Source organism: Deinococcus misasensis DSM 22328 (genome assembly GCF_000745915.1).
In the GTDB taxonomy this organism is placed as follows: domain Bacteria; phylum Deinococcota; class Deinococci; order Deinococcales; family Deinococcaceae; genus Deinococcus_C; species Deinococcus_C misasensis.
On record NZ_JQKG01000016.1, the window covers coordinates 52,971 to 78,428 of the forward strand.

At 56.3% G+C, this 25,458-nt stretch carries 18 protein-coding genes; 11 read left to right on the forward strand and 7 right to left on the reverse strand.

Features of this window, described 5'->3' with window-relative positions:
- Positions 1–21: 21 nt before the first annotated feature.
- The 8 genes from Q371_RS12275 (at position 22) to Q371_RS12310 (ending at position 10,718) form a co-directional block, all read left to right on the forward strand.
- The gene (locus Q371_RS12275; RefSeq protein WP_034340966.1) at positions 22–1,215 is read left to right on the forward strand and encodes an ROK family transcriptional regulator; all 1,194 of its coding nucleotides are present in this window, start codon (positions 22–24) and stop codon (positions 1,213–1,215) included.
- A 96-nt stretch (positions 1,216–1,311) separates the two neighbouring features.
- On the forward strand, positions 1,312–2,574 hold the full coding sequence (locus Q371_RS12280; protein ID WP_034340970.1) for an ABC transporter substrate-binding protein: 1,263 nt from the start codon (positions 1,312–1,314) through the stop codon (positions 2,572–2,574).
- A 321-nt stretch (positions 2,575–2,895) separates the two neighbouring features.
- Complete coding sequence (locus tag Q371_RS12285; RefSeq protein ID WP_211253837.1) at positions 2,896–3,837, forward strand: carbohydrate ABC transporter permease; 942 nt, start codon at positions 2,896–2,898, stop codon at positions 3,835–3,837.
- Positions 3,834–4,658, forward strand: coding sequence for a carbohydrate ABC transporter permease (locus Q371_RS12290; RefSeq protein WP_034340973.1), 825 nt, complete (start codon positions 3,834–3,836; stop codon positions 4,656–4,658). The genes Q371_RS12285 and Q371_RS12290 overlap by 4 nt, the downstream gene beginning before the upstream one ends.
- Positions 4,655–5,692, forward strand: coding sequence for an ROK family protein (locus Q371_RS12295; RefSeq protein ID WP_084571400.1), 1,038 nt, complete (start codon positions 4,655–4,657; stop codon positions 5,690–5,692). The genes Q371_RS12290 and Q371_RS12295 overlap by 4 nt, the downstream gene beginning before the upstream one ends.
- Positions 5,693–5,757: 65 nt before the next feature.
- On the forward strand, positions 5,758–8,607 hold the full coding sequence (locus tag Q371_RS12300; protein WP_051964190.1) for an endo-beta-N-acetylglucosaminidase: 2,850 nt from the start codon (positions 5,758–5,760) through the stop codon (positions 8,605–8,607).
- Positions 8,608–8,726: 119 nt separating this feature from the next.
- Positions 8,727–10,175 carry a M81 family metallopeptidase gene (locus Q371_RS12305; RefSeq protein WP_034340976.1) on the forward strand — a complete coding sequence of 483 codons (1,449 nt, stop codon included), beginning with the start codon at positions 8,727–8,729 and terminating at the stop codon, positions 10,173–10,175.
- A 237-nt stretch (positions 10,176–10,412) separates the two neighbouring features.
- On the forward strand, positions 10,413–10,718 hold the full coding sequence (locus Q371_RS12310; RefSeq protein WP_034340979.1) for a hypothetical protein: 306 nt from the start codon (positions 10,413–10,415) through the stop codon (positions 10,716–10,718).
- A gap of 14 nt (positions 10,719–10,732) precedes the next feature.
- On the opposite strand, the gene Q371_RS12315 is transcribed toward Q371_RS12310, so the two are convergent.
- Positions 10,733–12,013: a VWA domain-containing protein gene (locus tag Q371_RS12315; RefSeq protein WP_034340982.1), complete on the reverse strand. Its 1,281-nt coding sequence runs from the start codon at positions 12,011–12,013 to the stop codon at positions 10,733–10,735.
- 17 nt (positions 12,014–12,030) lie between these two features.
- The gene (locus Q371_RS12320) at positions 12,031–12,714 is read right to left on the reverse strand and encodes an AfsR/SARP family transcriptional regulator (RefSeq protein WP_034340984.1); all 684 of its coding nucleotides are present in this window, start codon (positions 12,712–12,714) and stop codon (positions 12,031–12,033) included.
- Between the two features lie 102 nt (positions 12,715–12,816).
- Here Q371_RS12320 and Q371_RS12325 point away from each other — a divergent pair, with 102 nt between their 5' ends.
- Positions 12,817–14,865 carry a sensor histidine kinase gene (locus Q371_RS12325; protein ID WP_034340986.1) on the forward strand — a complete coding sequence of 683 codons (2,049 nt, stop codon included), beginning with the start codon at positions 12,817–12,819 and terminating at the stop codon, positions 14,863–14,865.
- Positions 14,858–15,499: a response regulator transcription factor gene (locus tag Q371_RS12330; RefSeq protein ID WP_034340989.1), complete on the forward strand. Its 642-nt coding sequence runs from the start codon at positions 14,858–14,860 to the stop codon at positions 15,497–15,499. Before Q371_RS12325 ends, Q371_RS12330 begins: the two co-directional genes overlap by 8 nt.
- Before the next feature lie 98 nt (positions 15,500–15,597).
- On the opposite strand, the gene Q371_RS12335 is transcribed toward Q371_RS12330, so the two are convergent.
- Positions 15,598–17,256: a thiol-activated cytolysin family protein gene (locus Q371_RS12335; protein WP_034340992.1), complete on the reverse strand. Its 1,659-nt coding sequence runs from the start codon at positions 17,254–17,256 to the stop codon at positions 15,598–15,600.
- A gap of 145 nt (positions 17,257–17,401) precedes the next feature.
- Here Q371_RS12335 and Q371_RS12340 point away from each other — a divergent pair, with 145 nt between their 5' ends.
- Complete coding sequence (locus tag Q371_RS12340; RefSeq protein ID WP_157442687.1) at positions 17,402–18,709, forward strand: hypothetical protein; 1,308 nt, start codon at positions 17,402–17,404, stop codon at positions 18,707–18,709.
- A 70-nt stretch (positions 18,710–18,779) separates the two neighbouring features.
- Here the strand turns inward: Q371_RS12340 and Q371_RS12345 are convergent, their stop codons facing one another.
- The 4 genes from Q371_RS12345 to Q371_RS12365 all read right to left on the reverse strand — a co-directional run bounded on the left by Q371_RS12345 (position 18,780) and on the right by Q371_RS12365 (position 25,438).
- On the reverse strand, positions 18,780–19,160 hold the full coding sequence (locus tag Q371_RS12345) for a hypothetical protein (RefSeq protein ID WP_211253838.1): 381 nt from the start codon (positions 19,158–19,160) through the stop codon (positions 18,780–18,782).
- Positions 19,161–19,316: 156 nt separating this feature from the next.
- Positions 19,317–21,293: a fibronectin type III domain-containing protein gene (locus tag Q371_RS25710; protein WP_169743837.1), complete on the reverse strand. Its 1,977-nt coding sequence runs from the start codon at positions 21,291–21,293 to the stop codon at positions 19,317–19,319.
- A gap of 70 nt (positions 21,294–21,363) precedes the next feature.
- Complete coding sequence (locus tag Q371_RS25715) at positions 21,364–24,042, reverse strand: Ig-like domain-containing protein (RefSeq protein ID WP_051964194.1); 2,679 nt, start codon at positions 24,040–24,042, stop codon at positions 21,364–21,366.
- 370 nt (positions 24,043–24,412) lie between these two features.
- Positions 24,413–25,438 (reverse strand): LacI family DNA-binding transcriptional regulator, encoded by a 1,026-nt coding sequence (locus Q371_RS12365; RefSeq protein ID WP_051964197.1) that lies wholly within the window; start codon positions 25,436–25,438, stop codon positions 24,413–24,415.
- Positions 25,439–25,458: the final 20 nt, after the last annotated feature.

Genomic DNA, 25,458 nt, shown 5'->3' on the forward strand with positions numbered 1-25,458 from the left:
ATTCATGACAGGGAGATTTCCATGCTCTCAGGCACCAACCTCGAATACGCACGTTCCCACAACCGCCGGGTGGTGCTGGAAGCCATTCGACTCCACGCCCCCATCTCCAGAGCGGACATCGCCCGAAAGACCGGACTCACCCTGCAAGCTGTATCCAACATCGTCACCGAGCTGATGGAGATGGGCATTGTGCAAGCCCTCGGAAAGAAACTCGGTGGACGGGGACAACCCCCTCTGGAGTTGCAACTCAAGCCTGACGGCGCCTTTTCCATTGGCCTGCATCTGGACCGCGACCACGTGATGGGCCTGATCATGGACCTCTCCAGAAACGTGAAAGGAAAAATCATCTATGACCTGAATTTCCCCACCCCCGACCGGGCCATTCCGCTGTTCCTGCACATGATTGAACAGCTCAGCGAAACCTCTGGCATCGACAAATCCCGCATCTGGGGGGTGGGCGTGGCCCTGCCCGGCCCTCTGGAAACCCACACCGGAAAACTGCTCTCCCCTCCCAATTTCCCCGGCTGGGATGGGTTCTCTTTTCGGGAAAGCCTTGAAAAGCACACCCCCTACCCGATCTTCATCGAGAACGACTCCACCTCTGCGGCCATTGGAGAACGATGGTACGGGGTGGGACGGCACACCCGGGATTACTTCTACCTGTACTTCGGGGTGGGGCTGGGCGGAGGGATGGTCCTGAACGGAGAAATTTACCACGGCGCATGGGGCAACACCGCTGAAATCGGCCACATTCCAGTGGTCAAAGACGGCAGGCCCTGCACCTGCGGAGGTCAAGGCTGTCTGGAACGCTATGTGTCTCTGGCAGCTTTCTTTGAAGACATGGAACGTGAAGGCATCCACCTCAGCAAAATCGAGGAGGTGCTGCCCCTCTTTGAAGCCGGACACCCTGCGGTGCACAAGTGGGTGGATCAGGCGGTGGATTACCTGTGCATGGCCCTCATCACCATCGAAAACCTGCTGAATCCCGATGTGATCTGCATGGGAGGCCGATTGCCCGATCCCATGGTTGACCACCTGCTGGAACGCCTCAAAAAACGCCTGCCCCACCTCGGGATGCAGGGCATGGCCAGACACGCCCGTCTGGAACGTGCAGAACTCTCCTGGGAAGCCGCCTGTTTCGGCGCAGCCAGTTTGCCCTTTGTGGAAGGGGCAGCCCCGAGCACCGAAGTGCTCATGAAAAAAGTCCGCGAGTAAGCACCCCCCCATTTGACCGCAAGCAGCCAGAGGCCCCTCTGGACTGCACGGAAAACCATTGCTTCTGCTGGACACCCCAGCGGAGAGAGGAAGCACATGAAAAAGACGGTTTTGACCTCCCTGTTGATGCTCTCAAGCCTTGCCCTCGCCGAACCCGTAGAGGTGACCCTGTGGGTCTCACACGGCAACGAAGAGTTGAACGCCATCAAACAGATCGCCGAGAACTTCAACAAGAAAAGCAAAGACATTCAGGTGAAAGTGGTGCAGGTGGCCGGCAGCGAAACCGACACCGCAAAACTCACCACCGCCATTGCTGGTGGCACCGGACCCGACATCTACATGCTGGACCGTTTCATCGTGTCAGAGCGGGCTGGATCGGGATTCCTGCAACCTCTGGACCCCTACATCAAAACCCAATCGCCCAACATTGCCAAAGACTACCTGCCGTTTGCGTGGGAGGAAACCCAGTTCAAAGGCCAGACCTACGCCCTGCCTTTTGACACCGACACCCGGGTGCTGTACTACCGCAAAGACATCCTGAAAGAGGTCGGGGTGGACCCGAGCATTCTGGACCCCAAAAACGGGGTGCCTTCCATCAAATTGATTGTGGACATCGCCAACAAAGTCAACAAAACCGACGACAAAGGGAATTACACCCGCCTCGGGATGGTGCCGTGGGACAATCAGGGCTGGCACTACACATGGGGTTACGCCTTCGGAGGAGACTTCTACGACGAGAAAAATTGCAAAGTCACCCCCACCGACAAAAATGTGGTGGCCGGGTTCCAGTTCCTGTACGACTACGCCAAAAACCTCGATCCCAAGAAAGTCCAGACTTTCCTCTCCACCTACTCTGGCAGCGTCAAAGGGCCGTTCATCACGGGCAGACTGGCCTTTTCGATCTCTGGAGACTGGGACATCGCCGGAATGAAAAAGAACGCCCCGGATGTGGATTACGGCATCACCTACATTCCCACCCCCAACGGCAAAAAAGTGAGCTGGGCCGGAGGTTGGTCTCTGGTGATGCCCAGAGGGGCCAAAAACCCCGAGGAGGCTTTCACCTTCATGCGCTACATGGCCGGGGCCGAAGGACAACGCACCTACATCAAGGCCACCAGCCACCTGCCCACCGTCAAGAAACTGCTGAACGAAAAGGGGCTGTTTGACAGCAAGCACACCTTCTTCAAGAACCTGCTGCCTTACGCCAAATCCCGTCCTGCACTGCCTGTGGGCGCACTGTACTGGGACCAACTGACCAGCGCTCAGGGCAAAGTGATCCTCAATCAGATGGAACCTCTGGCGGCCCTCAAACAGGTGGAAGACCGGGTGAACAACCAGCTGAGACGTTTCTGCAAGTGAGGTAGCCATCAGCCATCAGCGTTCAGCCGGCAGCACAAAGCACACGGTTCGGCCTTCGCTCTTGAGAACAGCAACCCAAAAAGGGAAAACCTCACGGGTCTTTGGGTCTCAAAAGATGGGAGAAAGCCTTTTCTTCTTGCTGAACGCTGATGATTTTCGACACAACATCACCAAGAGCAGCGACTTTGCGCTTACCCCACCACCCCTCCCCTGTTTTAAGGGCTTTTGACAGAGAAACAAAAGTGGTCTGTCAGAGCTTGGGTTCTTGAAACAAGAGCAGACTCCTCTTGTTTCACGGATCAACGCATCAAAGGACACCCCATGAGACAAACTGCAACCCCAAACCCCACCAAATCAGGCTTTCTGGGCCGGATGAGCATGACCCGAGGCGAGAAGCACAACTTCTGGCTGGGTTTGCTTTTCGTCAGCCCGTGGATCATCGGTTTTCTGGTGTTTCTGGCTTACCCGATTGTGTCTTCCGCTTACCTGAGCCTCACCGACTTCACCGGGTTTGGCACCCCCAATTTCGTGGGTCTGGAAAACTACCAGCGGATGTTTCAGGACGAGATCTTCTACAAAGCCCTGCAAAACACCCTGTACTACACGGTGCTGGCCATTCCCATCGGTGTGGTGGTAGCCTTGATTCTGGCTTTCGCCATGAACCAGGCCCTGCCCGAGATCGGTCTGTACCGCACCATCCTGTATCTGCCTTCAATCCTGCCTGCTTTTGCGGTTTCGTTCATTTTCATCTGGCTTTTGAACCCCAAATTTGGTCTGGTGAACCTGTTCCTCGGGATGTTCGGGGTGCCCACCATTGACTGGTTTGGCGATCCCGAGTGGTCGAAGTTCGCGATTGTGCTGCTGGCACAGGTCGGAGCTGGAGGCAACGCACTGATCTTTCTGGCGGGTTTGCGTGGCATTCCCAAAACCCTGTATGAAGCCGCCGACATTGACGGTGCAACCCCTTGGCACAAGTTCCGCTTCATCACCTTGCCCCTGCTCACCCCTGTGATTCTGTACAACATCATCACGGGTCTCTCTGGTGGCTTGCAGGTTTTCGAAAGCGCCTACATCACCACGGGCTGTGGGCCTGCCGATTCCACCCTGTTTTACGTTTTCTACCTGTACAACAACGCTTTCCGTTACGGACAGATGGGTTACGCCTCTGCACTGTCGTGGTTCCTGTTCATCGTGAGTGTGCTGCTGGCTGTGCTGCTGTTCTGGTGGTCCAAACGCTGGGTCAATTACGAGGTGGTGTCATGACCCGCACCAAAAAGTCCATGTGGTTGGCCCGCATTGTGCTGGTTGTGGCTTGCCTGCTGTTCCTGTCCCCTTTTTACTGGATGATCAACACCGCCCTGAAAGAAGCCCCAGAGCTTTCCGTCTTTCCACCCACCCTTGTTCCCAAAATCTGGAAGTGGGAGAACTTCACCGAGGCGATGGGATATTTCCCGTTCTGGCGTTACCTCGGGAACACGGTGCTGATCACCGTGCTGAGCACCATCGGCAGTGTGGCCTCGAATTTCGTGATTGCTTACGGCTTTTCGCGGATCCATTGGAAAGGGCGGGATGCCCTGTTCGGCATCATGCTGGCGACCATGTTCATTCCCTTTCCGGTGACCATGATTCCCACCTTCATCATTTTTGCCAAACTGGGCTGGATCAACACCTACCTGCCCATGATCGTCCCGAGTTTCTTCGGTGCTGCATTCAGCGTGTTCCTGCTGCGTCAGTTTTTGATGCAAATTCCCTTCGAGATCTCTGAAGCCGCCCGGGTGGATGGGGCCAGTGAATTTCAAACCATGTGGCGCATCATTCTGCCGCTTTCCAAACCTGCCCTTTCGGTGGTGGCGATCTTCTCGGCTCTGGGCACATGGAACAACTTTCTGGGTCCCTTGTTGTACCTGCAAGATGAGAAACTCTACACCCTGTCCATTGGTCTGACCGCGTTCCGTTCCCAGCACGATGTGGACATGAACCTCCTGATGGCCGCCTCCACCTTGGTGGTGTTGCCGGTGGTGGTGGTGTTCTTCATGTTCCAGAAGGCTTTCGTGGAAGGCATGACCCTCGGGAGCATCAAATGAGCGTGATCGGCATTGATCTGGGTGGAACCAAAATTGCCGTGGGTGCCTTTCAGAACGGTGAATTGAAATCCCACCTGACTTTCCCCACCCCCCAGGAAGGCGGAGACGCCATCGTGCAATTGATGGGAGAAGCCGCCCTGCAAGCCGCCCGAGAAGCCCGCCTCAACCCTCTGGCGGTGGGCCTCGCCACCCCCGGACCTCTGGACTACCGCTCTGGCAGCATCCGGTTTGCCCCCAACCTGAAAGGCGTGGACAACTTCCCCATCCAGCAGAAACTGGCAGAAAAACTTGGGCTGCCCACCCGACTGGAGAACGACGCCAACGCTGCCGCTCTGGCCGAGCACCACCTCGGGGCGGCGCAAGGGGCCACCTCTTCCCTGTTCATCACCATTTCCACTGGGATTGGCGGAGGGGTGATTCTGGACGGCAAACCCCTGAGGGGCAGCCACGGACAGGGAGCAGAAATCGGGCACCTGACCGTGCTTCCCGGCGGTCCGATGTGCGGATGCGGCAATGCCGGGTGTCTGGAAGCCCTTGCCTCTGGACGTGCCCTTGCAAGGGAAGCCACCTTCGCTTACCAGACCCCCATGACCACCCATGACCTGTTTGAACGCTTCCAAGAGGGCGAAGAAAAAGCCGTGCGGATTCTCTGGCAGGCTGCCCACCACGTCGGCGTGGCCCTTGCCAGTTGCGTGAAAGCCTTCGACCCCGAGGTGATCGTGCTGGGAGGTGGCATTGCCGTGGCCCTTGGCGACACCTACCTGAACATGGTTCGGGACAGTTACCAGCAAAGCATCTCGGGATGGGTGGCTCCGCCCATTGAAGCGGCCCACTTCGGAAATGAAGCCGGGGTGCTGGGTGCGGCTCTGGCAGCGGAGTTGATTGACATTGTGGGCACAGTTGCCGAGGGCCGAGGGCCGAGAGCCGAGGGCCAAGGGCCGAGCGGTCATTGCGAGGCGGGCGATCCTACGAGCACGTTTCACAACCAAGAGAGGGCCGAGAGCATTCTGGCTTCAGTTCACTCCAACAAATGAGTTTTTGTTTTGATCCCCAAAACCCTTTTTCCGGGCCTTGACCCGTGCATCCAGAGGAGAAAACCATGAAAACCCCCCTTGTTTCCCTTGCCGTACTGACTGCAACACTGATGGGCAGCGCTGCCCTTGCGCAGGAAAGCAACCTGCAACCTTACGCCTCTTACTGGTTCCCAGAGCAACTTTTGCAGTGGAGCCCCGAGAAGGACCCGGATGCTGTGTTCAACCGGAGCAGTGTGCCTCTGGCAAAGCGTTTCATTGATCCCAAGACGCAGGCCAACCCCTCTGCAAAAATCAATCAGGCCAGAATCGTGTCTCTGGTGGCCTTTAATTCCACGGCACAAAACCCTTCTCAGGGAAGTGCCAGAATGCGGTATTACAGCCCGCAGTACTGGCAGTATGTGGACCAACTGGTGTTCTGGGGCGGCTCTGCTGGCGAGGGCTTGATTCTGGCCCCCAACAGCACCGTGATTGATGCAGCCCACCGAAACGGGGTTCCGGTGCTTGGGACGGTTTTTTTGCCTCCCACCGTGTATGGCGGAAAAATCCAGTGGCTGAAAGACCTCGTGCAGGAAAAAGACGGCACTTTCCCTGTGGCAGACAAGATGATCGAGGTCGCCCACTTCTACGGTTTTGATGGCTGGTTCATCAATCAGGAAACCGAAGGGGCTGACTCTGCTCTGGCCAAGCAAACCCTCAAATTTGTGCAGTACCTGAAAGACAAATCCGGCAAGCAGGTGATGTGGTACGACTCGATGGTGGAAAACGGCGAGATCGACTGGCAAAACGCCCTCACCCCCAAAAACCAGATGTACTTTCAGGCGTCCAGCAGCATGTTCAACAACTTCTGGTGGACCCCAGAGGTCAACCAGAGTTCACACGACCTTGCAAAAAAACTGGGCCGCAGCCCTTACGACCTGTACACCGGAATCGATGTGGAGGCCAACGGTTTCGTGACCGCTCTGGACTGGGACGCGCTCTTTCCGCCCAACAAGGACCAGTTGACCTCTCTGGGCATTTACCGTCCCGAGTGGACCTACAACTCCACCCGCACCTTGGAAGATTTCTACACCCGAGACAGCATTTTCTGGGTGGGTCTGAACGGGAACCCAGCCAACATCGACACCAGTCTGGCCTGGAAAGGACTGGCGTATTATGTGCCTTCGGCCTCTTCTGTTCAGCAGATGCCGTTTGTGACCAGCTTCAATGTGGGACAGGGCAAGCAGTACGCCATTGACGGTCAGGTGCTGTCCCAGAGCGAGTGGAACAACCTGAGTGTGCAGGACATCCTGCCGTCTTACCGCTGGGTGATGCAGGGCACTTTGAAACCCTCGATGGATTTTGACACCGCTTACAACGGAGGCAACTCCCTGAAAGTGACTGGCAAACTGGACGGTGAGAACGTCCTGAAGCTGTACCAGACCCAGCTGAAACTGGAAAAAGACAGCCATTTGAATGTGGTGTTCAAACCCCAGAAAGCCGGGGCTTCTGGTCTGGGTGTGCGCCTGACCTTCACGGATGGCAGCACAACCACGCTTGCTCTGGGCGATGCCAGAACCGACGGGTGGAACAGCAACACCGTCAGCTTGACAGCTCACGCAGGGAAAACCATCAGCGTGGTGTCTCTGGTGTTCTCTGGCAAAGCAGATGCCTACCAGATGAACATCGGGCAACTGGGCTTCCTGAAAGGGGATGTGGACGCCCCCTCTGCCCCAACCGACCTGAAAGTGCTGTCCAGCATGCAGCCTGACTCAGATACCGCCAACCTCAGGCTGAACTGGGGCAAAGCCAGCACCCCTGTTCTGCATTACAACCTGTACAAGCGCAATGCAGACGGTTCAAAAGTGTTCCTCGGGGCCACCCCCAACAACCATTACTACGTTTCTGGCCTCAAACGTCTGAATGTGGAACCTTCCAGCGTGCTGGAAGTGGAGGCGGTGTCTCCAGAGCGGGGCCGTTCAGCGGTGGCCAGCACCACTTTTGCATGGAAAGACATCGCAGGCAGTGTGTCTCTGGCCAAAAACGAATTCAGCGACAAACCCTCACCCATCGGGAAAGACAACCTTGCTGTGGGCAAAACCGCCACCTCGGACAGTGCTTGCGGTGCCCCCGAGGGTCCAGAGAAAGCCATCAACGGCACCTTTGACACTGGAGGCAGCGACAAGTGGTGCTCTCTGGGCAAAGACAAGTGGATGGAACTCGACCTCGGGGCCGTGATGGAACTCAGCCGATTTGTGATCAAACACGCTGGAGCAGGGGGCGAAGACCCCGAGCTGAACACCCGCGAATTCGCCTTGCAGGTCAGAAGCACCCCCGAGGAAACCTGGAAAACCGTGGTGACCGTGCGCGACAACGTTTCGAACGAATCCAGCCACACCATTCCGCCCACTGAAGCCCGCTACGTGCGTCTGGTGGTGCTGAAACCCACCAACTCGGGCGATCCTGCTGCACGCATTTATGAACTGGAGGTGTACGGCAACAACACCCCCATCAACACCATCAATTACGCCCTGAACCGTCCCACCAAGGCAGACAGTGCTTGCGGTGCCCCAGAGGGTCCAGAGAAAGCCGTGAACGGCACTGTCAATGGGGGCAACAGCGACAAATGGTGCTCTCTGGGCAAGGAAAAATGGATGGAAGTGGACCTCGGAGAGGTGAAGGATGTCAGCCGATTTGTGGTCAAACATGCAGCTCTGGGCGGAGAACCTGCCGATTTCAACACCCGCGATTTCAACATTCAGGTGAAAGAAAACGAATCGGACCCATGGAAAACGGTGGCCACCGTGACCGACAACAGTACAGACGAAAGCAAAGTCAAAATCCTGCCGGTCAAAGCCCGTTTCGTGCGTTTGAATGTGACGGCAGCGTCCCAGTCTGGTGATCCAGCAGCACGCATTTACGAGTTTGAAGTGTACTGAGAAGGCCAAAGTGTAGGGGCGAGGCATGCCTCGCCCGGTCCCATCGGTTATGCTGCTCTACAAACACAACTTTCAAGGTGGAGGTTTTCCCTCCACCTTTTCGGGCAACAGGTGAACGCATGAAAAAACGCATTGCTTTTGGCGGCATCCACATTGAAAGCGGCACCCTCAATCCGGTGCTGACCACCGAACAGGACTTTCTGGTGCTTCAGGGGCAGGACCTGCTGGACCATCCCATGTTTGATTTGCAGGCTCCAGAGGACACGGATCTCATTCCCCTTTTGCATGCCAGAGCCTTGCCCGGTGGTCCGGTCTCCAGAGAAGCCTATCAGGGGTTCAAAAGCCGCTTTTTGGACCTCCTGCAAGCGGCTTTGCCTCTGGATGGGGTGTACCTTTTGATGCATGGGGCCATGGCCGTGGAAGACCTTCGGGACCCTGAAGGCGACTGGATTCAGGCGGTGCGGGCTCTGGTGGGTCCAGAGGTGCTCGTCTCTGTGAGCTGTGATCTGCACGGGAATGTCTCACAGCAGGTGGTGGGTGGAATCGACATGTTTGCAGCCTACCGAACTGCACCCCACATTGACGTGCTGGAAACCCGCCAGAGGGGGTTTCATCATTTGCATCGGGCTCTGGATCAGGGGGTCAGGCCCTCGGTGTGTTGGTGTCCGGTGCCCGTGTTGCTGCCCGGCGAAATGACCAGCACAGTGGATGAACCCGCCCGAAGCCTGTATGCCCGTTTGCCTGAACTGGAGTCTGAAGGGGTGTGGGAGGTGTCCCTGATGGTGGGTTACGTGTGGGCCGACCACGAGCGCAGCAGTGCCAGTGTGGTCACCACCGGAACAGACCTGAAAGCCATGCAGGAGGCCACCCTGCACATGGCCCAGATGTACTGGGACCATCGGCATGAATTCCAATTTGGCACGGATGCACGGCCTCTGGAACAGGTCATGGACTGGTTGCACGCAGGAAATGCACCCCACCGGATTCTGGCCGACTCTGGCGACAACCCAACCGCAGGTGGTGTGGGAGACCGGACAGATGTGCTGAAAACGTTGCTGGAAGAAAACGTTCAAAACGCTCTGGTGGCTGGAATCACGGCACCAGAGGTCACCCTTTACTGTGGTTCGGTGGGTGTAGGGCAGGAAGTGGAGGTGGTTTTGGGAGGTGAACTGGACCCCACAGGTCCAAAAGTTCAGGCACGGCTGACAGTCATGCAACTTTGTAATACGCATTACGGAGTGTGTGCTGTGGTGGAAACGCAGGGCATTGTGGTGGTGTTGTGCGAAAAACGCAGGCCTTTTCATGACCTGAAAGATTTTCAGGAACTGCACCTGAATCCCGCTGATTTTTCAGTGCTGGTGGTGAAATCTGGCTACCTTTCTCCAGAACTTGCAGCTCTGGGATGGCCTGCTTTGCTGGTGCTTTCAGAGGGAGCGGTGTGTCAGGATTTGCAAAGCTTGCCCGGCCTGTTTCGGAAAAAAGCACTGTTCCCTTTTTCAAAGGACTTTGACTTTCAGGCCCAGGCTTTCATTGCCAGACATCCCAACAATACACAGACCCTCTCTTGAAAAAAATCAAGAAAACCGCTTCAGAAGAGGTTTTTCATTGTGATTTCACCTGATTGGTGTAAAAACCGAGTGACTCGTGAAACGATTCAACAACTTGCAGGAGCAATAAGGGATGATCCGACTTGACTTTATTTTTAAGAATGAATAGTGTTATGATTCTGTAATCACTGCTGGTTTTCGTAAACGTTCCCAGAGCCCAGTGCAGTGACCGCCCTCTCACCACCAGGACGTGCTGGCATGAATGCAGACCTTTACAGTGTGTTGCCCATGGTTCCCCTCTACACCCCCGACCACCTGCTGGTCGAGACCATGCAGGGAGACATCCGCAGTTTACGCATCCGTCACATCAAAGCGATTGTTCCCACCTCAAGGCCCCACCTGACCCGCATCGAATTCATTGACCTGCTGAGTGGCAGAAGCCATCTGGTCATTCAGGAGGCTCCGGAACGTTTCTGGATGCGTTGCCTCGGGATGCTGCAGGCCCTGCAGGACCAGGACCTGAACAGCATCGACTTGCATTTCGCGCCTCATCTGGAAAGCTGAGTTCTGGCACAAGATCACTGCACAATGTTTTGCCTCCGGGCCTGGGTCAACCAGCCGGGAAATTCATTGAGCAACCGCCCATAAAGCTCTTCATCGGTGATGTGCTGCAAGTCATCGATGGCAAAGAAATCGGCATTGTCCACCACCCGGTTGGGCAGGTCATCCAGTTTTTCCAGCACCCCATAATTCTGCCCGGCCAGCCCCACAAACATCCAGAAAATCGGGAAATGGGCGGCCTGCACAATCAAATCGCGAATTTCCCCAGAGAGCTTCACCCCTCCATCCGAAATGAACACGATCAGGACAGGTTGACGGCTGTTTTTGTGCCGCTCGATCAGGGCTTTCATGATGGGCGGTTCGTTGTTGGCACTGCCAAACGGTTGCACAAATTTTCCGTTGGCATCCAAAACCGTGCGGGTCACATAACCGTCCAGCGTGTCCAGCGTGATGTCCGGGGTCCTGAGGTGTTCCCTGCAGTGAAACCATGTTTCCAGTTTTCCATCGTCATCGAGGCGCATGGCCAGCACACCCAGACGGTCCACCACGCTCTGCACCAGACCCGAGCGGTAGGCTTTTTGCATGCTTCCGGTGGCGTCCATTGCCATCACCACCGCTGCCGTGAGGTCTGAGAGGCCTTTTTTCTCAAGGGTGACATTCACGGTTTTGACCAGAGAAACCAGTTTCTGACCCTTGGGGTGGCTCTGGACTTTCTTTTCAAGGTCCACCGCTTTGTTCAATTGGACTTTGGGGGCAGGAGGAGGCGTTTCTTCAGCTTCCTGACCGCCGTAGGCTTTCAGCAGATCTGAAAGGCCACCAGAGAAACCCTGTCCCACTGCACCAATTCGCCATCCGCCCTTGCGGTACACCTCCAGCAGGATCACCGCTTTTTCCTGATCGAAATCCGAACCGCTCACCTCGAAACGGTGCTGCACCTGACCCTCCGCATACAGTTCGATACTGCCCGAGGGAAGGTCTTTCATGGTGCCGTGTCCATCAATCGAAACGGTGAACACCAGTTTGTGGATGGACTCAGGCAGGCGGTTCAATTCCACCTGAAAACGGGCGGATTCTGAACCCTGAGCAGGAAGCAATTGCAAGGCTTTTTCTGGACTTTCGGGTTGATTGAAAAAACAAAAATAACGGTCATCGGAAAGCTGATCCTGAGCATCCACACCAAACAAACCTGCATCCAGCACCAGATTTTCAGGATTCTGAAACTTCAGAATGAAGGTGAGGGGACGCTGCAACAGCCCATCCGGCAATGCCTGTTTTTGACCTCTGGAAAGGGAAAGCATGCCTCAGTGTAAACGGATCACATCCCCTGCAAGTTCAAAACCAACTGGGTGGTGTCTGGCAAAGGCAGCATCCCGAGGTCTTCCTGGAACAGGGCCTGACACCTCTGGTAGGCACGCAGGGCTTCTTGCCGTTCGCCCATGTGCAGTTGGCAACGGATGCTGCCCTGATGGTGGTGCTCCAGATAAGGGTTGATCCGCAGGGCCTGACGGTGGTGCTGCAAAGCTTTTTGCCAAGCCCCAAGATGTTCGGCTTGCTGGGCTGCCGATTGCAAAGCCCAGAGCAGGTGTTGCCGCATCTTTTCACGGTGGAGTTCCAGCCAACTTTGCAGGGCAGGACCTTCCCAGATTTCCCATCCTTGCAGCAATTCACCTGCACACAACTGGATGGCCGCTTCGAATTGATGGTCTTGCAGGAGGGACAGAAAGCCGTCCACATCGGTGGTGCACTCTGGCAGGGAAAGCATTTCTCCGGTTTGCAGCAAACCAGCAAAATCCTGTCTCATGCGGTGCAACTCCACCCTCAGGTTCATGCGGGCGGTTTCGGGTGCACTTTCGTCCCACAGCAAATCGGCCAGTTGGCTGCGCAACATCGGACCCTCAAGGGCCAACACCGTCAGGATGCTGAGCCTGCGGGGGGTGACTTTGAAAACCTGACCTGAACGGGAAACAACCGGATGTCCCAGCAGTTTGATGTGCCACATGATCCTCTGGATGGTAAACAAGACCTTCCTGCTCCCACATGGGGCCGCAGTCCCGGGACTTGGTCCCGTGAGCAAAATCCCTTCAGTGTTTATCATGGTGGAATGCCCCTCTCCCGGTCCCTCTGGATGCCCCTTTTCAGGGGGGTGTGGGTGTTCACAGCAGTGCTGGTTCTGCTGGAACTGCTGCTCGGGGTGAAGGTGGAATACCAGTCTTACCTGATCAGTCCGTGCAGGAATGGTCTGGATGTGGGCTGTCCGATGTCCCTGAAGTGGTTCGCTGAACTGGGGTTTCCATTGGCTTTGCATGCCGGGTTGCAGGCTCTGGCCATTGTGGTGGCAGCTGTGCCATGGATCGGCATGGCTTTTGTGCTGTTCAGGTTCAAAAGCGAGCACCCCGGCGGGTTGCTGCTGTCACTGATGCTGCTCACCGGATGGCTCGGCGATGTGATCAACATTCCGGTGCGCCTCGCTGTAGAAGCGGCCTACCCTGCCCCCTTGGTGCACCATTACGTGGCTTTTCTGGCCATGGGCGGGGTGATTCTGCTGGGCCTCACCTTCCCGAGTGGTCGCTTTTTTCCAAAATGGGCTGCATTTGCAGGGGTGGGCTGGCTGGTGCTGTGTTTCTTCAACCAGTTTTTTCGGGAAAGCCCTCTGGCCTACGAAAACTGGTCAGCCTTTTTCAACATCCTGATCAATCTGGGGGTTCCTTTGCTGCCCCTGATTGCCCTGACCCAGAGGTACCGCACTGGAGATCCCACCGAACGTGACCAAATCCGCACCATCCTGCCCAGCGGAATCGGGATGGGGGTGGCGTTCATCGTGTTCAACCAGTTGGCCCGGGTGGTGTTGCCTGCCCTCGGGATTCCCAACGATTCTCCAACCGCCACCGTGCTGCACACCGTACAGAACCTCACCCAGAGCATGCTGGCCGGCTGGTTTGGCATTTCGGTCAGTCTGGCGGTTTTTCGGGACCGCCTGTTTGGCATTCCGTGGAGCCTGAACCGCACTTTCGTTTACACACTTTTGACCCTCTGGTTGGTCATGCTGCACACCCTGATGGTCTTGATTCTGGGTGTTGTGCTCAGTTTGCAAACCCCCCTCCCCTACTATCTGGTGACTTCGGTGGTGGTGGCCCTGCTGGTGCAACCCCTCAGGGACCAGATCCAGAGGTGGATCAACCGCAGCCTGTACGGCGAGCGGGACGATCCCTACGCCATTCTGAATCGCCTGAAACCTTCTGGCACCCCAGAGAACACTGCCAATTTACGGATGTCCACCTTGAAATCCATTCAGGACAGTCTGGGCTTGCCCTCCATCCGCCTGCAAGGCAACCAGATGCTCAGCCTTGGAGAGGAACCCATGCCCTACCCCCCTTTTTCGGTCAAGCTGGAATTTCAGGACCAGCACCTCGGGCAGGTGGATTTCTCGCCACGCAGTCCGGAAGGGTTCTCTGGACAGGAAAAAACCTTACTGGAAGTGCTCAGCAGGCAGCTTTCGGTGCTGGAATACGCCCTCAGACAGGGGGCCGCTTTGCAGCAGTCCAGAGAACAACTGGTGCTGGCCCGCGAAGAAGAACGCCGCCGCCTCAGGGCCGACCTGCACGACGGCATCGCCCCCACCCTTGCAGGTCTGTACCAGAGGCTCGACACCCTCATGGACACCTCCGATCCTCAGGAGCAGCACCAGATGCTGGAAGGCATCCAGCAACACCTCAAACGCTGCATTGCCGACCTCAGGCGGATGGTGTACCGTTTGCGTCCTCCGGCCCTCGATGAACTGGGCATGGTGGGTGCGCTCAAAGAACACCTGCTGGGCATGCCCATCCATGCTGATCTGCACGCCGAAAATTTGCCCCCTTTGCCTGCTGCCGTCGAGGTGGCCACTTACCGCATTGCACTGGAAGCCCTCAACAATGTGGTGAAACACGCTGGGGCCAGTCAGGTCACCATCTTTTTACAGACCTCTGGGGCCATGTTGTCTTTGCAGGTGCAGGACAATGGACACGGCCTGCCCGCCGACCTGCAAATGGGCATCGGCCTGCGGTCCATGCAAGAACGGGCCGAAGAATTGGGCGGCACCTTGCTGCTCCAGAACCACACAGACGGCCTGACCGTGCAGGTGAATTTGCCTCTGGGAGAACACCATGATTGACATCCTGATTGCCGACGACCATCCGTTTTACCGCGAAGGGGTCCGGGCCATGCTGGAACGCAACCCCGAGTTTCAGGTGGTCAGCGAAGCCATCCACGGCGAAGACGCCATCCATCAGGCCCTCAAATTCCGGCCTCAGGTGATCCTGATGGACCTGAGAATGCCGGGACGCTCGGGCATCGAAGCCACCCGAGAGATCCTGAAAAGCCTGCCAGACACCCGCATTCTGGTGGTCAGCATGTTCGACGACGATGAAAGCGTGTTTGCTGCCATGCGTGCTGGAGCGAAAGGTTACGTCCTGAAAGACGCCAACCGCACCGAATTGACCCGAGCCATCGAAGCGGTCCACAACGGCGAGGCGATCTTCTCCGCAGGCATCGCCACAAGGATGCTGCGTTATTTCAGCAACCCCATGCCCGAGAAGAAAGACCCGACCATCGACCTTGCAGACCTCACAGAACGGGAAAAAGAAGTGCTGACCTTGCTTTCCAGAGGCCTCAGCAACGCCGAAATTGCGGGCGAACTCGGAATCAGCATGAAAACCGTGCGCAACCACGTTTCTCTGGTGTACGACAAATTGCAGGTGCGGGACCGGGCGCAAGCGTTGCTGAAGGCCAGAGATGCCGGGCTGTAGGGGGTCGGTTTACAGCGAGCCTGAAAAACCATGCATCAAAAAAACCAGAGTTTTGAAGCTCTGGTCTTTTTGATTCTGAATTGGCTTGAGTGATTGGCTTACCGCTCGACCCTCACCACCACGTCCATGCCGTTGTTGGAGAAGACCTTTTCAAAATAGGGGGCAGTGGGGTTTCTTTGCATGTCTGCGATCAGGTCATTCCAGTTCACATCAAAGCTGTATTTGGCGATGGTTTCGTCTTTGTCCAGCACGGTGGGATCGTAATCGGTGAGGTTGATGTCAAAGCGGGTCAGGCGGTTTTGCCACGTGGTGGTGTCCAGCAGGGATGGGTAAGGATCGCCAAAGCGGTCATCCATGCGTTGCAAGACCCCTGTGGGCACATCAACGGTGCGTTCATCGGTCGCATTCCACACCACCTGTCCATCCATGCGGATGTCTCCATAAACCTCCAGTTTGTTGTCCCCATCATCATTGCGGTTGTTGAAACGCACGTAGACCCTCGGGACAAGGTTCCGGCAGGTGTTGTACCCATCCACCAGAATGCCTTCCTGGGTGACGCTGCCTCCAGTGCCCAGATAGCTCAGGTTGAAGGAAATCGGCTGAAATTCTTCCAGAGCCAGCGGTTTTTTCTCGAAGTTCTTGAAGTAGGTGGCAAGGTCTGCCCCACTTTGCAGCACATTTTTGACTTCGCTTTCGTTGCCCCCTTGCACCACCACGCGGTAGGTGCTTTCCTGCAACACCCGTTTGCTTTCATACCCGAGGTTGCCCTGTGCATTCACCACTCCGTTGTAAGAGGCTTCCAGTGCAGCTTTCATCTGTGCGGTGCTATAAAAGGAGGTCATCGAAACCATGATGATCCGTCCATAGTTGATTCCGGTGATCACTGCGGGCAGGTTGTTGTATGTCAACTCGCCCCTGTCTGCAAGGGCCTTCAGGTCACTGGCTTTCAAGCCAGGCTGGATCAGTCCTCTTAACGTGCCTTGACCTTGCAGGTCGAGGCTCAGTTCAAAGGCCTTCTGGTAGAACACCGCAAAAATCTGGTTCTGGCTGCTCTGGGTGCTGCTTTCAAGATTCCCTTTCAGTTTGGCCCCTGCGTAGGAAACTGCAAATCCGGCTTTCAGCAGGGTGTTTTCACTGCTGCTGCTTTCCGTGGACAGGAAGTTGAACTTGCCCACACTGCGCGACACCCCGGAAGCATTGAAATTCTGAAACAGGGTGGCCCGGCCATTGTTGTATGCCGATTGGGTGGGTGCAAACGTCACCTGATTGCCAGAGAAAGTCAGTTCGTTGGTGGTGAGGGTCAGGTTTTGCCTGAACCCACTGTCCAGACCCACCGGCACAATGCCTTTTCCTTCAAACAGGGGTCCGGTCTGGATGATGTTGCCCAACCAGATGGGACTCTGGGAATTTCGGGAGGCCTGATCGAAATCGCCCAGAAAGCTGGACAGGCTGAACGGGTTCTGCTGGGGATTCACCTGACAGGCCTGCACCCCTTGCGGGGTCAGTTGCACGTTCTTGCGGGGCAACCCGTCATAGGTTCTTTGCCCGAGTTTCTGGATTTGTGCGCCGGGTGGGTTGTGCAGCTTCTGAAAGAATTCGCTGGCACTGCCGTCCAGAGGGGGATATTTGGACAGAGCGGGTGCAGGAACCGGGACAGGATTGGGGGCTTTGATGGGTCCCCTCTGGGCGTGGGCAGCTCCCAGCAGGGTCAGAGAGATCAGAAAAATGTTGTGCAATGGGGTGGATGTGTGTCGCATGGTGGGGTCCTCTGGGCACACGGTACACAAGGGGGCGTTGCATCAGCGTTGCAACTTGAACCTGATCCATGAAAAACCAAAAATGGTGTGAAATCTGACCATTCCATCACTTCATCCTGAATTCATCTGTGCAAAAATGCTCTGGATGACTCGAACAAAATCTGCTTTTTTTGGACTCTGTCTGGTTTCCAGCATGGCCTTTCCCTTCGCTCAAGCCCAGCAGGTCAAGTGGCCCCTGACTTTGCAAGCCACCTCTTATCAGGTGCGCTTTCCAGAGGGGGTGGGCAACTGGACCGTCACCCTCTCCGAAGCCGGAAAACTCAAAAACCGTGAAATGTATGGCAACGCCTCTGGTCTGTTTCCCAACAGCGACGCCGCTGCCCTGATGCTGCTCCCAGAGGACAGCAAAAACAACGACATCAAAACCTTTGTCTCCGATTTGGGTTTGAAAGACCAGATCACTCTGGGCAGCACGGTGGCCCTGTTCATGGTTCAGCTTCCCCCAGGAAGCTCCAACCTGATGGGCTCTTATGCATACCAGCGCATGGTTTGTGTGGTCAAAGACGGCAAAAACACTGGAACCCTCAAAGGGGAAGCCTACCTTGCTCGCCTGCCCCGGGGCAACATCACCCCGGCCCAACCCCTCAACCAGCCCTGCTACGTGACCCCAGAGGCACCCAACACCACCAACTTTGTGCGCAAACCCACCCCTGACGCACTGGGATGGCCCATTGAAATGAAAGCTGGACAGGACTGGAACCTCGTGATCCGTCCTCAACTGGGCGAACCTTCCGCCAAATGGAACTTGCAGATCAACACCGTCAATGGCAACAATGCTGTTGGGCAGGCCACAGGGGTCACCAATGCACCTGTGGAGTTTCAGTATTTTCCACCCAACCATCCCCAGTACCCCAACACACTGGCCATGCAAATTGGCAGAGACAATGACCCCAATGCCAACGTCTGCCTGTTCTCCTTCACCAACAACGGGTACACCCCGGACAAAACCGTGATCGGCAAAGTGATGGTCGGGCAAACCCTATGCATCCTGACCCTCGGGAAGGGCGACCTCTCCCAACTGGGCAGCACCACCCCACCGGCCTGGCTCACTTCAGCCAAGAAGCAACCCTATCAGGGGGGAAACTGGACCCTTGAGATGTTCGGCCTGACCTACCGCCTGAATTTCGACAAGCAGGAAAAAGACGGTTGGTCTGGCAAAGCCACCCTGACCGCCAACAGCAACCCCGAGAAACTGCCCCCGGACTGGCAATACCGTCTGGTGTGGCTCGGACAAACCATTCGCTTGCAGGTCACGCTGGGCGCAGTGAACCTCACCTGCCAGTTGCAAGAGCAATACCAGAATGCGCAGTACGGTTCCCTCTCGGGAGATGCCACCCTGACCGTCAATGGCCAGAGCCAGGACAACCCCTGCCGCGTCACCCTGAACCTGTAATCCGACCGCATCAAAAAGGAGGAACCTGTCATGGTTCCTCCTTTTTGATGCGGTTCTTTTTGATCTGCACTCAGGGCAGGTACATCTGGGTCATTTCGATGACGGTGCGGTCCTTGTCGTTGACCTTCAGGTAAAAAGGGGTGTACACATCGAACATCCAACCAAAATCTTTGCCTTTGCGTCCTTGAATCAGCTGCTGCACGGTGGCATTGAAGTACTCTCCTGCGCTTTTCAACAACTTGATGCGGGTTTTGGGGGTGATTTTGAAAGTGCGAATCAAAGGATTCTGGTTGATGATTTCAAAGCCCTGCACATTGTCTGTTTCACGGATGACAATGTAATCGGCTTTGATGTTCCAAACACCAGATTTCTGGAACACCTCGGTGATGAAAGCAGGCTGGGAGTCACTCTGGGCATGGGCCAGACCAATCAAACAAACCAGAAACAACATGATTTTTTGAAGCATGCATTTAAAATACCCAATTTTGATGCACATGGGGTGATGAAAAAAGCAACCCCGCAGAGCGGGGTTGCGATACAATACTGAATTTCAAAAAGACTGTGCATGGTCCCCAGAGCTTGCTTCAAGCCCTGTCCTGCCTGTGGTTCACCACCAATCCCAGGGGTTGGTGCGGTTCACGTTGGGGTTGTTGGTCCAGGTGAACACATCGTCGTAGAAGTGGTCGGTCTGGTAGTACCAGCGGCCCATCGCGGCAATCTCGTCGGGGTAGGCAGCGTAGTAACCGGGGTTGTTCTCGGGGTTGGCCCATCCGGTGTTGAAGCCTTTGAGGGCGTTGCGCACCATCTCCTTGCCCGAGAGGCCGTACGTCTGGGCCTGACGGATGAAGTGCACCAGCTTGCGGACCCCCATGTGGTTGGAGATGTAGATGTCGTAGAAGTTCTCGGGGAGAAACTGGTACTGGTACAGCTCAGGCACGTCGTTCTCGGGAACGAACAGGGGGTTCACGCCCCAGAAGGCGGTCACTGCGGTCTGGAATGGACCGTAAGCGTGGGCAGGGTTGACCCCAAAGCCTTCTTCCTGAGCGGTTTCCACCCCTGCATTGAGTGTGGACTCTCGGGTGGCAAACCCGAGGAACAGGGCGTACACTTTCTTCTTGTCGGGTTGTTGCAGCATCTGGCTGATGAAGGTCCAGTGCTCGTCGATCTCTTTGTAGAGGGTTTTCTTGACTTCGGATTTGGGCAGGTTGGTGGCGATGCGTTTCATTTCATCGACAGAAGTGCCAATGGGGAAGTAGCGGTCGATGGCGTCTTTCTGACCGGGAGGGGTTTCTCCACCTGTGGAAATGTTGACACTGACGTTCACAGCGCTGGAGGTGGTTTTGTTGCCTGCGGCGTCATAAGCCACTGCAGTGAACGTGTGGGTGCCGTTCAGGGCACTGGTGATGCTCAGGCTGGCGTTGTAAGGGGCAGTCGTGTCGGTGCTGAGCAGACTGGTGCCCCTGTAGAACTCCACTCTGGTCACGCCCACGTTGTCGGCGGCGGTGGCGGTCAGGTTGAGGGTGCTGGCCGTGGTGATGCTGGTGGCACTTCCACTCAGGCTGACGGTGGGAGGGGTGGTGTCGAGGGGTGCGCCCGAGGTGGTGAAATTGACCGCCGTGCTCAGGGCAGAAACATTTCCAGCTGCATCTTTGGCCCGCACACGCAGGGAGTAAGCAGTGGCTGCACGCAACCCAGAAACCGTTACGCTGTTGGTGGTGCTGGTCGCCAGCACGGTGGTGCCATTCAGCACTTCGTATGAGGCCACGCCCACATTGTCCACCGAAGCAGTCCAGCGCAGTCCAGCACTGACACTGGTGATGCTGGCCACCGTCACAGCTGTAGGTGCTGTGGGTGCAAGGGTGTCGGTCGGCACTTTGGTGATGAAGCTGACTGCATTGCTCAGGACAGACACGTTTCCTGCAGCATCTCTGGCGCGAATTCTCAGGGAGTAACCCACCCCTGCATCCAATCCTGTGAGGTTCACGCTGTTGGTGGTGCTGCTGGCCAGCACGGTGGTGCCCAGCATGATTTCATAACGGGTCACACCCACATTGTCGGTGGAGGCAGGCCAGCTCAGGGTGGCACTGTTGGTGTTGATGTTGGTTGCCGTGGGCGTGCCGGGCACGGTGGGAGCCACCGTGTCGGTGGGGGTTCCACCCACGGGTTGACCGTTGACGGTGGCAAGGCTCACTTCGGTTGCACCAAAGGTTCCAGAGCCGTTGAACCCGATGCTGTAACTGGCACCCACCGCAATGGGAGAAAGCCAGGAAGGGGAAGTGAAGGTGTAGTACCCTTGTGCGTCAGGTCCGCTGAGGGTGGCGTTCCAACCGTCCAGGATGCTGAATCCAGCGGGCTTCTTGACTTTCAGGGTGAAACTGCTGATGGGGCTGGTGCCCGTGTTCTTGAAGCCGATGTTGGCCTGAAATCCACCCTGCCATTGTTGGACCACCGTCAGGGTCTCTTGGTAAGAGGTGACTTGCTTGCTGAGTGAGGCAGGTGCTGCAATCTGGGTGGTTCCACAGGCTGTGAAGGTCAGCAAGGAGAGCGAGATCAACACCAGAGAGGAAAGTTTACGCGGTTTCACAGGCATGTTCCTTTCAAAAAAATTCCCGGACCAGCGGGAATGGAGATCTTGGTCCGGGAATCATGGGAGGTCACTTGCTGCAGGCTTGACCGTTGAGGGTGAAGGTGGCAGGGGCGTTCAGGGTGCCCGTGTAATCCACGTTGTAACCCACTTGAATGGTCTGACCAGGGTTGATGGTGCCGTTCCAGCTGGCAGGTTTGACGCTCACGCTCTGGCCGGTCTGGGTGAAGGTGCCGTTCCAGAGGTCACGCACTTTCTCGGTGCCAGCGAAGCTCCAGCCGAAGGTCCAGTTGCTGACCGCGGTGGTTCCGGTGTTGGTGATGTCCAGGTTGACGGTGGCTCCGGTGCCCCAGTCGTTCTGCTTGGTGTACACCACTTTGCAGGCTCCCGTGGGAGGAGGGGTGGTGCCGAGGCTGAAGTTGCGGGTGACGGTGGTGGCTGCACCCTTGGTGTCGGTGGCGACCACACGCACACTGTGGGCTCCAGCGGTGAGGCCAGCAGCACTGTAAGCGTAAGGGGCAACGGTGTCAGAGAGCTTCAGGACATTGTCTACATAGAATTCCACTTTGGCGACCCCATCGCTGTCGGTGGCAGTGGCGGCCACGTTGACCGTGCTGCCAGCGGTAAAGCTCTGGCCTTCAGTGGGGCTGGAAACGCTCAGGGTGGGTGGGGTATTGACGGTGCCCACGGTGATGTTGCGGGTGACACTGCTGCTCAGTCCACCGTTGTCGGTGGCGGTGGCCTTGATGCTGTGTGCTCCAGTGGTCAGGCCAGTGGCAGCATAGGTGTAAGGGGCAGTGGTGTCAGAGAGCTTCAGGACGTTGTCCACGTAGAAGTCCACTTTGGTGACGGTCCCATCAGAGTCAGAGGCATTGGCAGCCACATTCACGGTGGTTCCAGCAGCGAAGTTCTGACCTTCGGTGGGGGCGGTGAGGGACACCGTGGGGGCATTGTTGGTGGGGGTGGTGTTCACCTTCACTTCAAATTTGTTGACCCACACGTCTCCAGTGCCACCAGAGGACTCGTCGCCGAACTCGATGCCGCTCATGTAGTGTTCGCCGTTGGCAAGACCCTGGGCCACTGCATCTTTAACGAATTTGTCCACGTTCAGGGTGCCAGAGTTGCGTCCAGCTGGGCCTTTGTAGGCAATGAACTTCCAGCTGGCTCCGCTGGCGGTGATGTTCATGGTGTAGATGTCGTAGTTCACGCCGTCGATGGTGGCGGTGCCCCATCGGGTGTCGGAAGGTGCAGCCGCAGCATCGTAATCCAGCCAGATCATGATTTCGGTGGTGATGTTGGCCAGTTTGGCGGGGCCATCACCGGGAACGTTGGTGAGCCAGATTTCAGGTGCGAAATCGTAGTGGCCGGTGCGGGTGGCGGTCACATCCCAGGTCATTTGCACATTGGGCATGCCATTGACCTTCATGGGGAAACGGGGGTCGGTGGAGGTCATGTTGTCCCAGGGCTTGTATCCGTAGATGATCTCGGGGTAGGAGTACACGGTTTTGTCCCAGCCGGGCCAGTTCCAGTTCCAGCCGTACACGGTCTGGCCAGCGCTGTTGGTGCCAATCTGCAAGCACTGCTTCCAGCCGGTGGTTTTGTAGCTGCCCCAGGTGTTGTTGACGTAGATGTATGGCCCAACTTGAATTTTGTCCCATTCGCCACAGCGTTCACCGGTTTTGGTGATGCCGCCGGTGGGTGGGGGGGGTGGGGGTGGGGTCACGGTGTCAAGGTGGGTGGCCACCTTGGAGGTGCGCAGGTCATTGAAGATGATGTTGCCCCATGGGGTTGGGCTGTTGGCATCGAAGTTGTTGACCATGTCGAGGGGGATGTCTCCACCACCGTTGCCAGACCAGGACCAGCCAATGTAGCCGTTGACTTTTCTGCTGGCGCTCATGATGGCGTAGGCATCGATGTTGTTTCCACCTTGATAGTTGGCAAATTCGCCGACAACCAGAGGAAGCCCCTGACTCACGAAAGAGTCGATGTAACCGTTTGCGGAACCCGAGTCTTTGTAGGAGCCGTACATGTGGATCGAGAAGATCATGTTTTTGTCCACGTCGCTGTTCCACACGTCGCGGGCATTGTTCTTCATGGTGTTGGACCAGTCCTGTCCCCAGTTGGGTCCGTCAATCATGAGGGTGTTTTTGATGCCGTTGCTGCGCAGTTTCTGGATGGCAGACTTGGTGGCCCCAATCCAGCCTCCGGGGTTGTTGTTGCCCCAGGGCTCGTTGCCGATGTTGACGATGGCGTAGGCTTCCTGTCCGACCAGAGCGCTCTTGACTTCCAGCCAGTAGTTGGCGGCATTGTCGAGGGTGCAGGCCCCGCCGTCTTCACCGTAGCCGGTGGTGTCGTGGACTTCCAGCACGGCCACCATCTTGTTGGCTTTGGCCATGTTGATCAGGCTGCTGACTTCTGCAGCAGAGCTCTTGTGCCATCCACGGCAGCCGCTGCTCAGCACGATGCGAACATTGTTGGCCCCTTTGGCGCGCATGGCAGCGAAATCATTGCTGGTGGGGCGCTTGCTGCTGTCATACCAGGAGAAGGGGTAGTTGATGCCCTGGAAAAGGAAAGGCACACCGTTGGGATCCACCAGTTTGCCGTTTGAAACATAGAAGCCTGCTGCGGCCTGACCTTTCACAGCTTGATCCGTTGTGGTCAGGCTGCTCGGGGTTTGGCTGCATGCCGTAAGCGCAAGGGCGCCTAGTGCAGTGAGCGCAAAATGGTGGTGTTTGAACCGTTTCATCATGTTCCTCCTGGGGCGTCAAAAAACTCTCTGGTGGATTCCAGAGGAAGGGGCGTTGCATGGGGCGGACTGTGAGGCCAACCGTGCTGCAAGGCACAGCACAATTCAGACCCTTTTCGTAACACACTTTCTTGTTTCTTAGATGAAATGATTGTTACATAAACAAACTCTGGATGTCAAGCGCCTCCAAAAAGCCATTTCATCTTCCCTTCATCCAGAGTTTATGCTTTCAGAACAGCAAAAATCTGAAATAATCTGAACAGAAATCCATGGGGAAAATCCCGATCGCTTTTGAGGGAAAATGCGAAAAACCAGCCTTGGGAGACTGGTTTTTGCTTGTGACACAATTGTTTCTTTTGTTACGTAACAAAATTCAACGGCGATCCATGGGACGGATCCGGGTGCTCTGGCGAATCACCAGTCTACCCCCCACCCGAACCACTGGGCCACCCGCTCCAGAAAGGAGCAATTGCACCCCTTCACGCCCCATCTGTGCCGGATCAATGTGCACCGTACTCAGGGAAGGATTGTGGTCTGCGGCAGCTTGAATGTCATCAAAACCCACCACAGCAATGTCTTCGGGAATGCGCAAGCCTGCATCCAGACAGGCTTCAATCGCATAAAGTGCCGAGGCATCGTTGTAAGCAAAAACCCCATCTGGACGGTCTTTCAGGGTCAAGAGGTGCTGCATGGCGGTGTAAGCACCCTGCTCTGCCTCTGGAGGACGACGGGTCACCACAAACCCTTCCCTGAGCGCCACACCGCTGTCAGCAAGGGCATCTTTGAACCCCTGCAGACGCTCCAGAATGCTGGGGTGGTCTGGCCCTTTGATGAACGCCAGATTCCTGCGCCCGAGGGCCAGCAAGTGCTGGGTGGCCCGGTAAGCCCAGGTCTGGTTGTCAATCATCACACTGAACAGACCCTCTGCCTGATGGTCAATCAGCACCGTGGGTTTTCCGCTTTTGCGGAAGGCTTCCAGCACATGCTCTGGGCAGTATCCTGCACAAACAATGGCATCCAGAGCATGCAAATCGATGATGTCTTGAATCGATTCATCCAGCGCAAAGGAACAATAAGACATGGCCAGTTTGGCCTTGCGGCAGGCCTCCTCGACACCCATGAAAACAGGGTAATAAAAAGGGTTGGCCACCAGACTGCTGGCATTGTGGTGATCACGCTCCAGGAAGAAACCAATCCGACGGATGGGCTGCTGGCGCAACCGGGACAGGTCATAGCCCATTTCCAATGCAGTGTTCAGCACATGTTCTCGGGTTTCTGGAGAGATGCCAGAGGTGTTGTTGAGCGCTCTGGAAACCGTGGCAATCGACACCCCGGCTTTTCGGGCAAGCTCACGAACGGTGGGGGGATCGGTGCGGGTGGGGAGGTCGTCTTGTGGCATGCACCCCCATTCTACATGCA

Coding starts and splice junctions, on each gene's coding strand:
- Q371_RS12275 (WP_034340966.1), top strand. CDS start 22: ATGCTCTCAGGCACCAACCTCGAATACGCACGTTCCCACAACCGCCGG.
- Q371_RS12280 (WP_034340970.1), top strand. CDS start 1,312: ATGAAAAAGACGGTTTTGACCTCCCTGTTGATGCTCTCAAGCCTTGCC.
- Q371_RS12285 (WP_211253837.1), top strand. CDS start 2,896: ATGAGACAAACTGCAACCCCAAACCCCACCAAATCAGGCTTTCTGGGC.
- Q371_RS12290 (WP_034340973.1), top strand. CDS start 3,834: ATGACCCGCACCAAAAAGTCCATGTGGTTGGCCCGCATTGTGCTGGTT.
- Q371_RS12295 (WP_084571400.1), top strand. CDS start 4,655: ATGAGCGTGATCGGCATTGATCTGGGTGGAACCAAAATTGCCGTGGGT.
- Q371_RS12300 (WP_051964190.1), top strand. CDS start 5,758: ATGAAAACCCCCCTTGTTTCCCTTGCCGTACTGACTGCAACACTGATG.
- Q371_RS12305 (WP_034340976.1), top strand. CDS start 8,727: ATGAAAAAACGCATTGCTTTTGGCGGCATCCACATTGAAAGCGGCACC.
- Q371_RS12310 (WP_034340979.1), top strand. CDS start 10,413: ATGAATGCAGACCTTTACAGTGTGTTGCCCATGGTTCCCCTCTACACC.
- Q371_RS12315 (WP_034340982.1), bottom strand. CDS start 12,013: ATGCTTTCCCTTTCCAGAGGTCAAAAACAGGCATTGCCGGATGGGCTG.
- Q371_RS12320 (WP_034340984.1), bottom strand. CDS start 12,714: ATGTGGCACATCAAACTGCTGGGACATCCGGTTGTTTCCCGTTCAGGT.
- Q371_RS12325 (WP_034340986.1), top strand. CDS start 12,817: ATGCCCCTCTCCCGGTCCCTCTGGATGCCCCTTTTCAGGGGGGTGTGG.
- Q371_RS12330 (WP_034340989.1), top strand. CDS start 14,858: ATGATTGACATCCTGATTGCCGACGACCATCCGTTTTACCGCGAAGGG.
- Q371_RS12335 (WP_034340992.1), bottom strand. CDS start 17,256: ATGCGACACACATCCACCCCATTGCACAACATTTTTCTGATCTCTCTG.
- Q371_RS12340 (WP_157442687.1), top strand. CDS start 17,402: ATGACTCGAACAAAATCTGCTTTTTTTGGACTCTGTCTGGTTTCCAGC.
- Q371_RS12345 (WP_211253838.1), bottom strand. CDS start 19,160: ATGTTGTTTCTGGTTTGTTTGATTGGTCTGGCCCATGCCCAGAGTGAC.
- Q371_RS25715 (WP_051964194.1), bottom strand. CDS start 24,042: ATGATGAAACGGTTCAAACACCACCATTTTGCGCTCACTGCACTAGGC.
- Q371_RS12365 (WP_051964197.1), bottom strand. CDS start 25,438: ATGCCACAAGACGACCTCCCCACCCGCACCGATCCCCCCACCGTTCGT.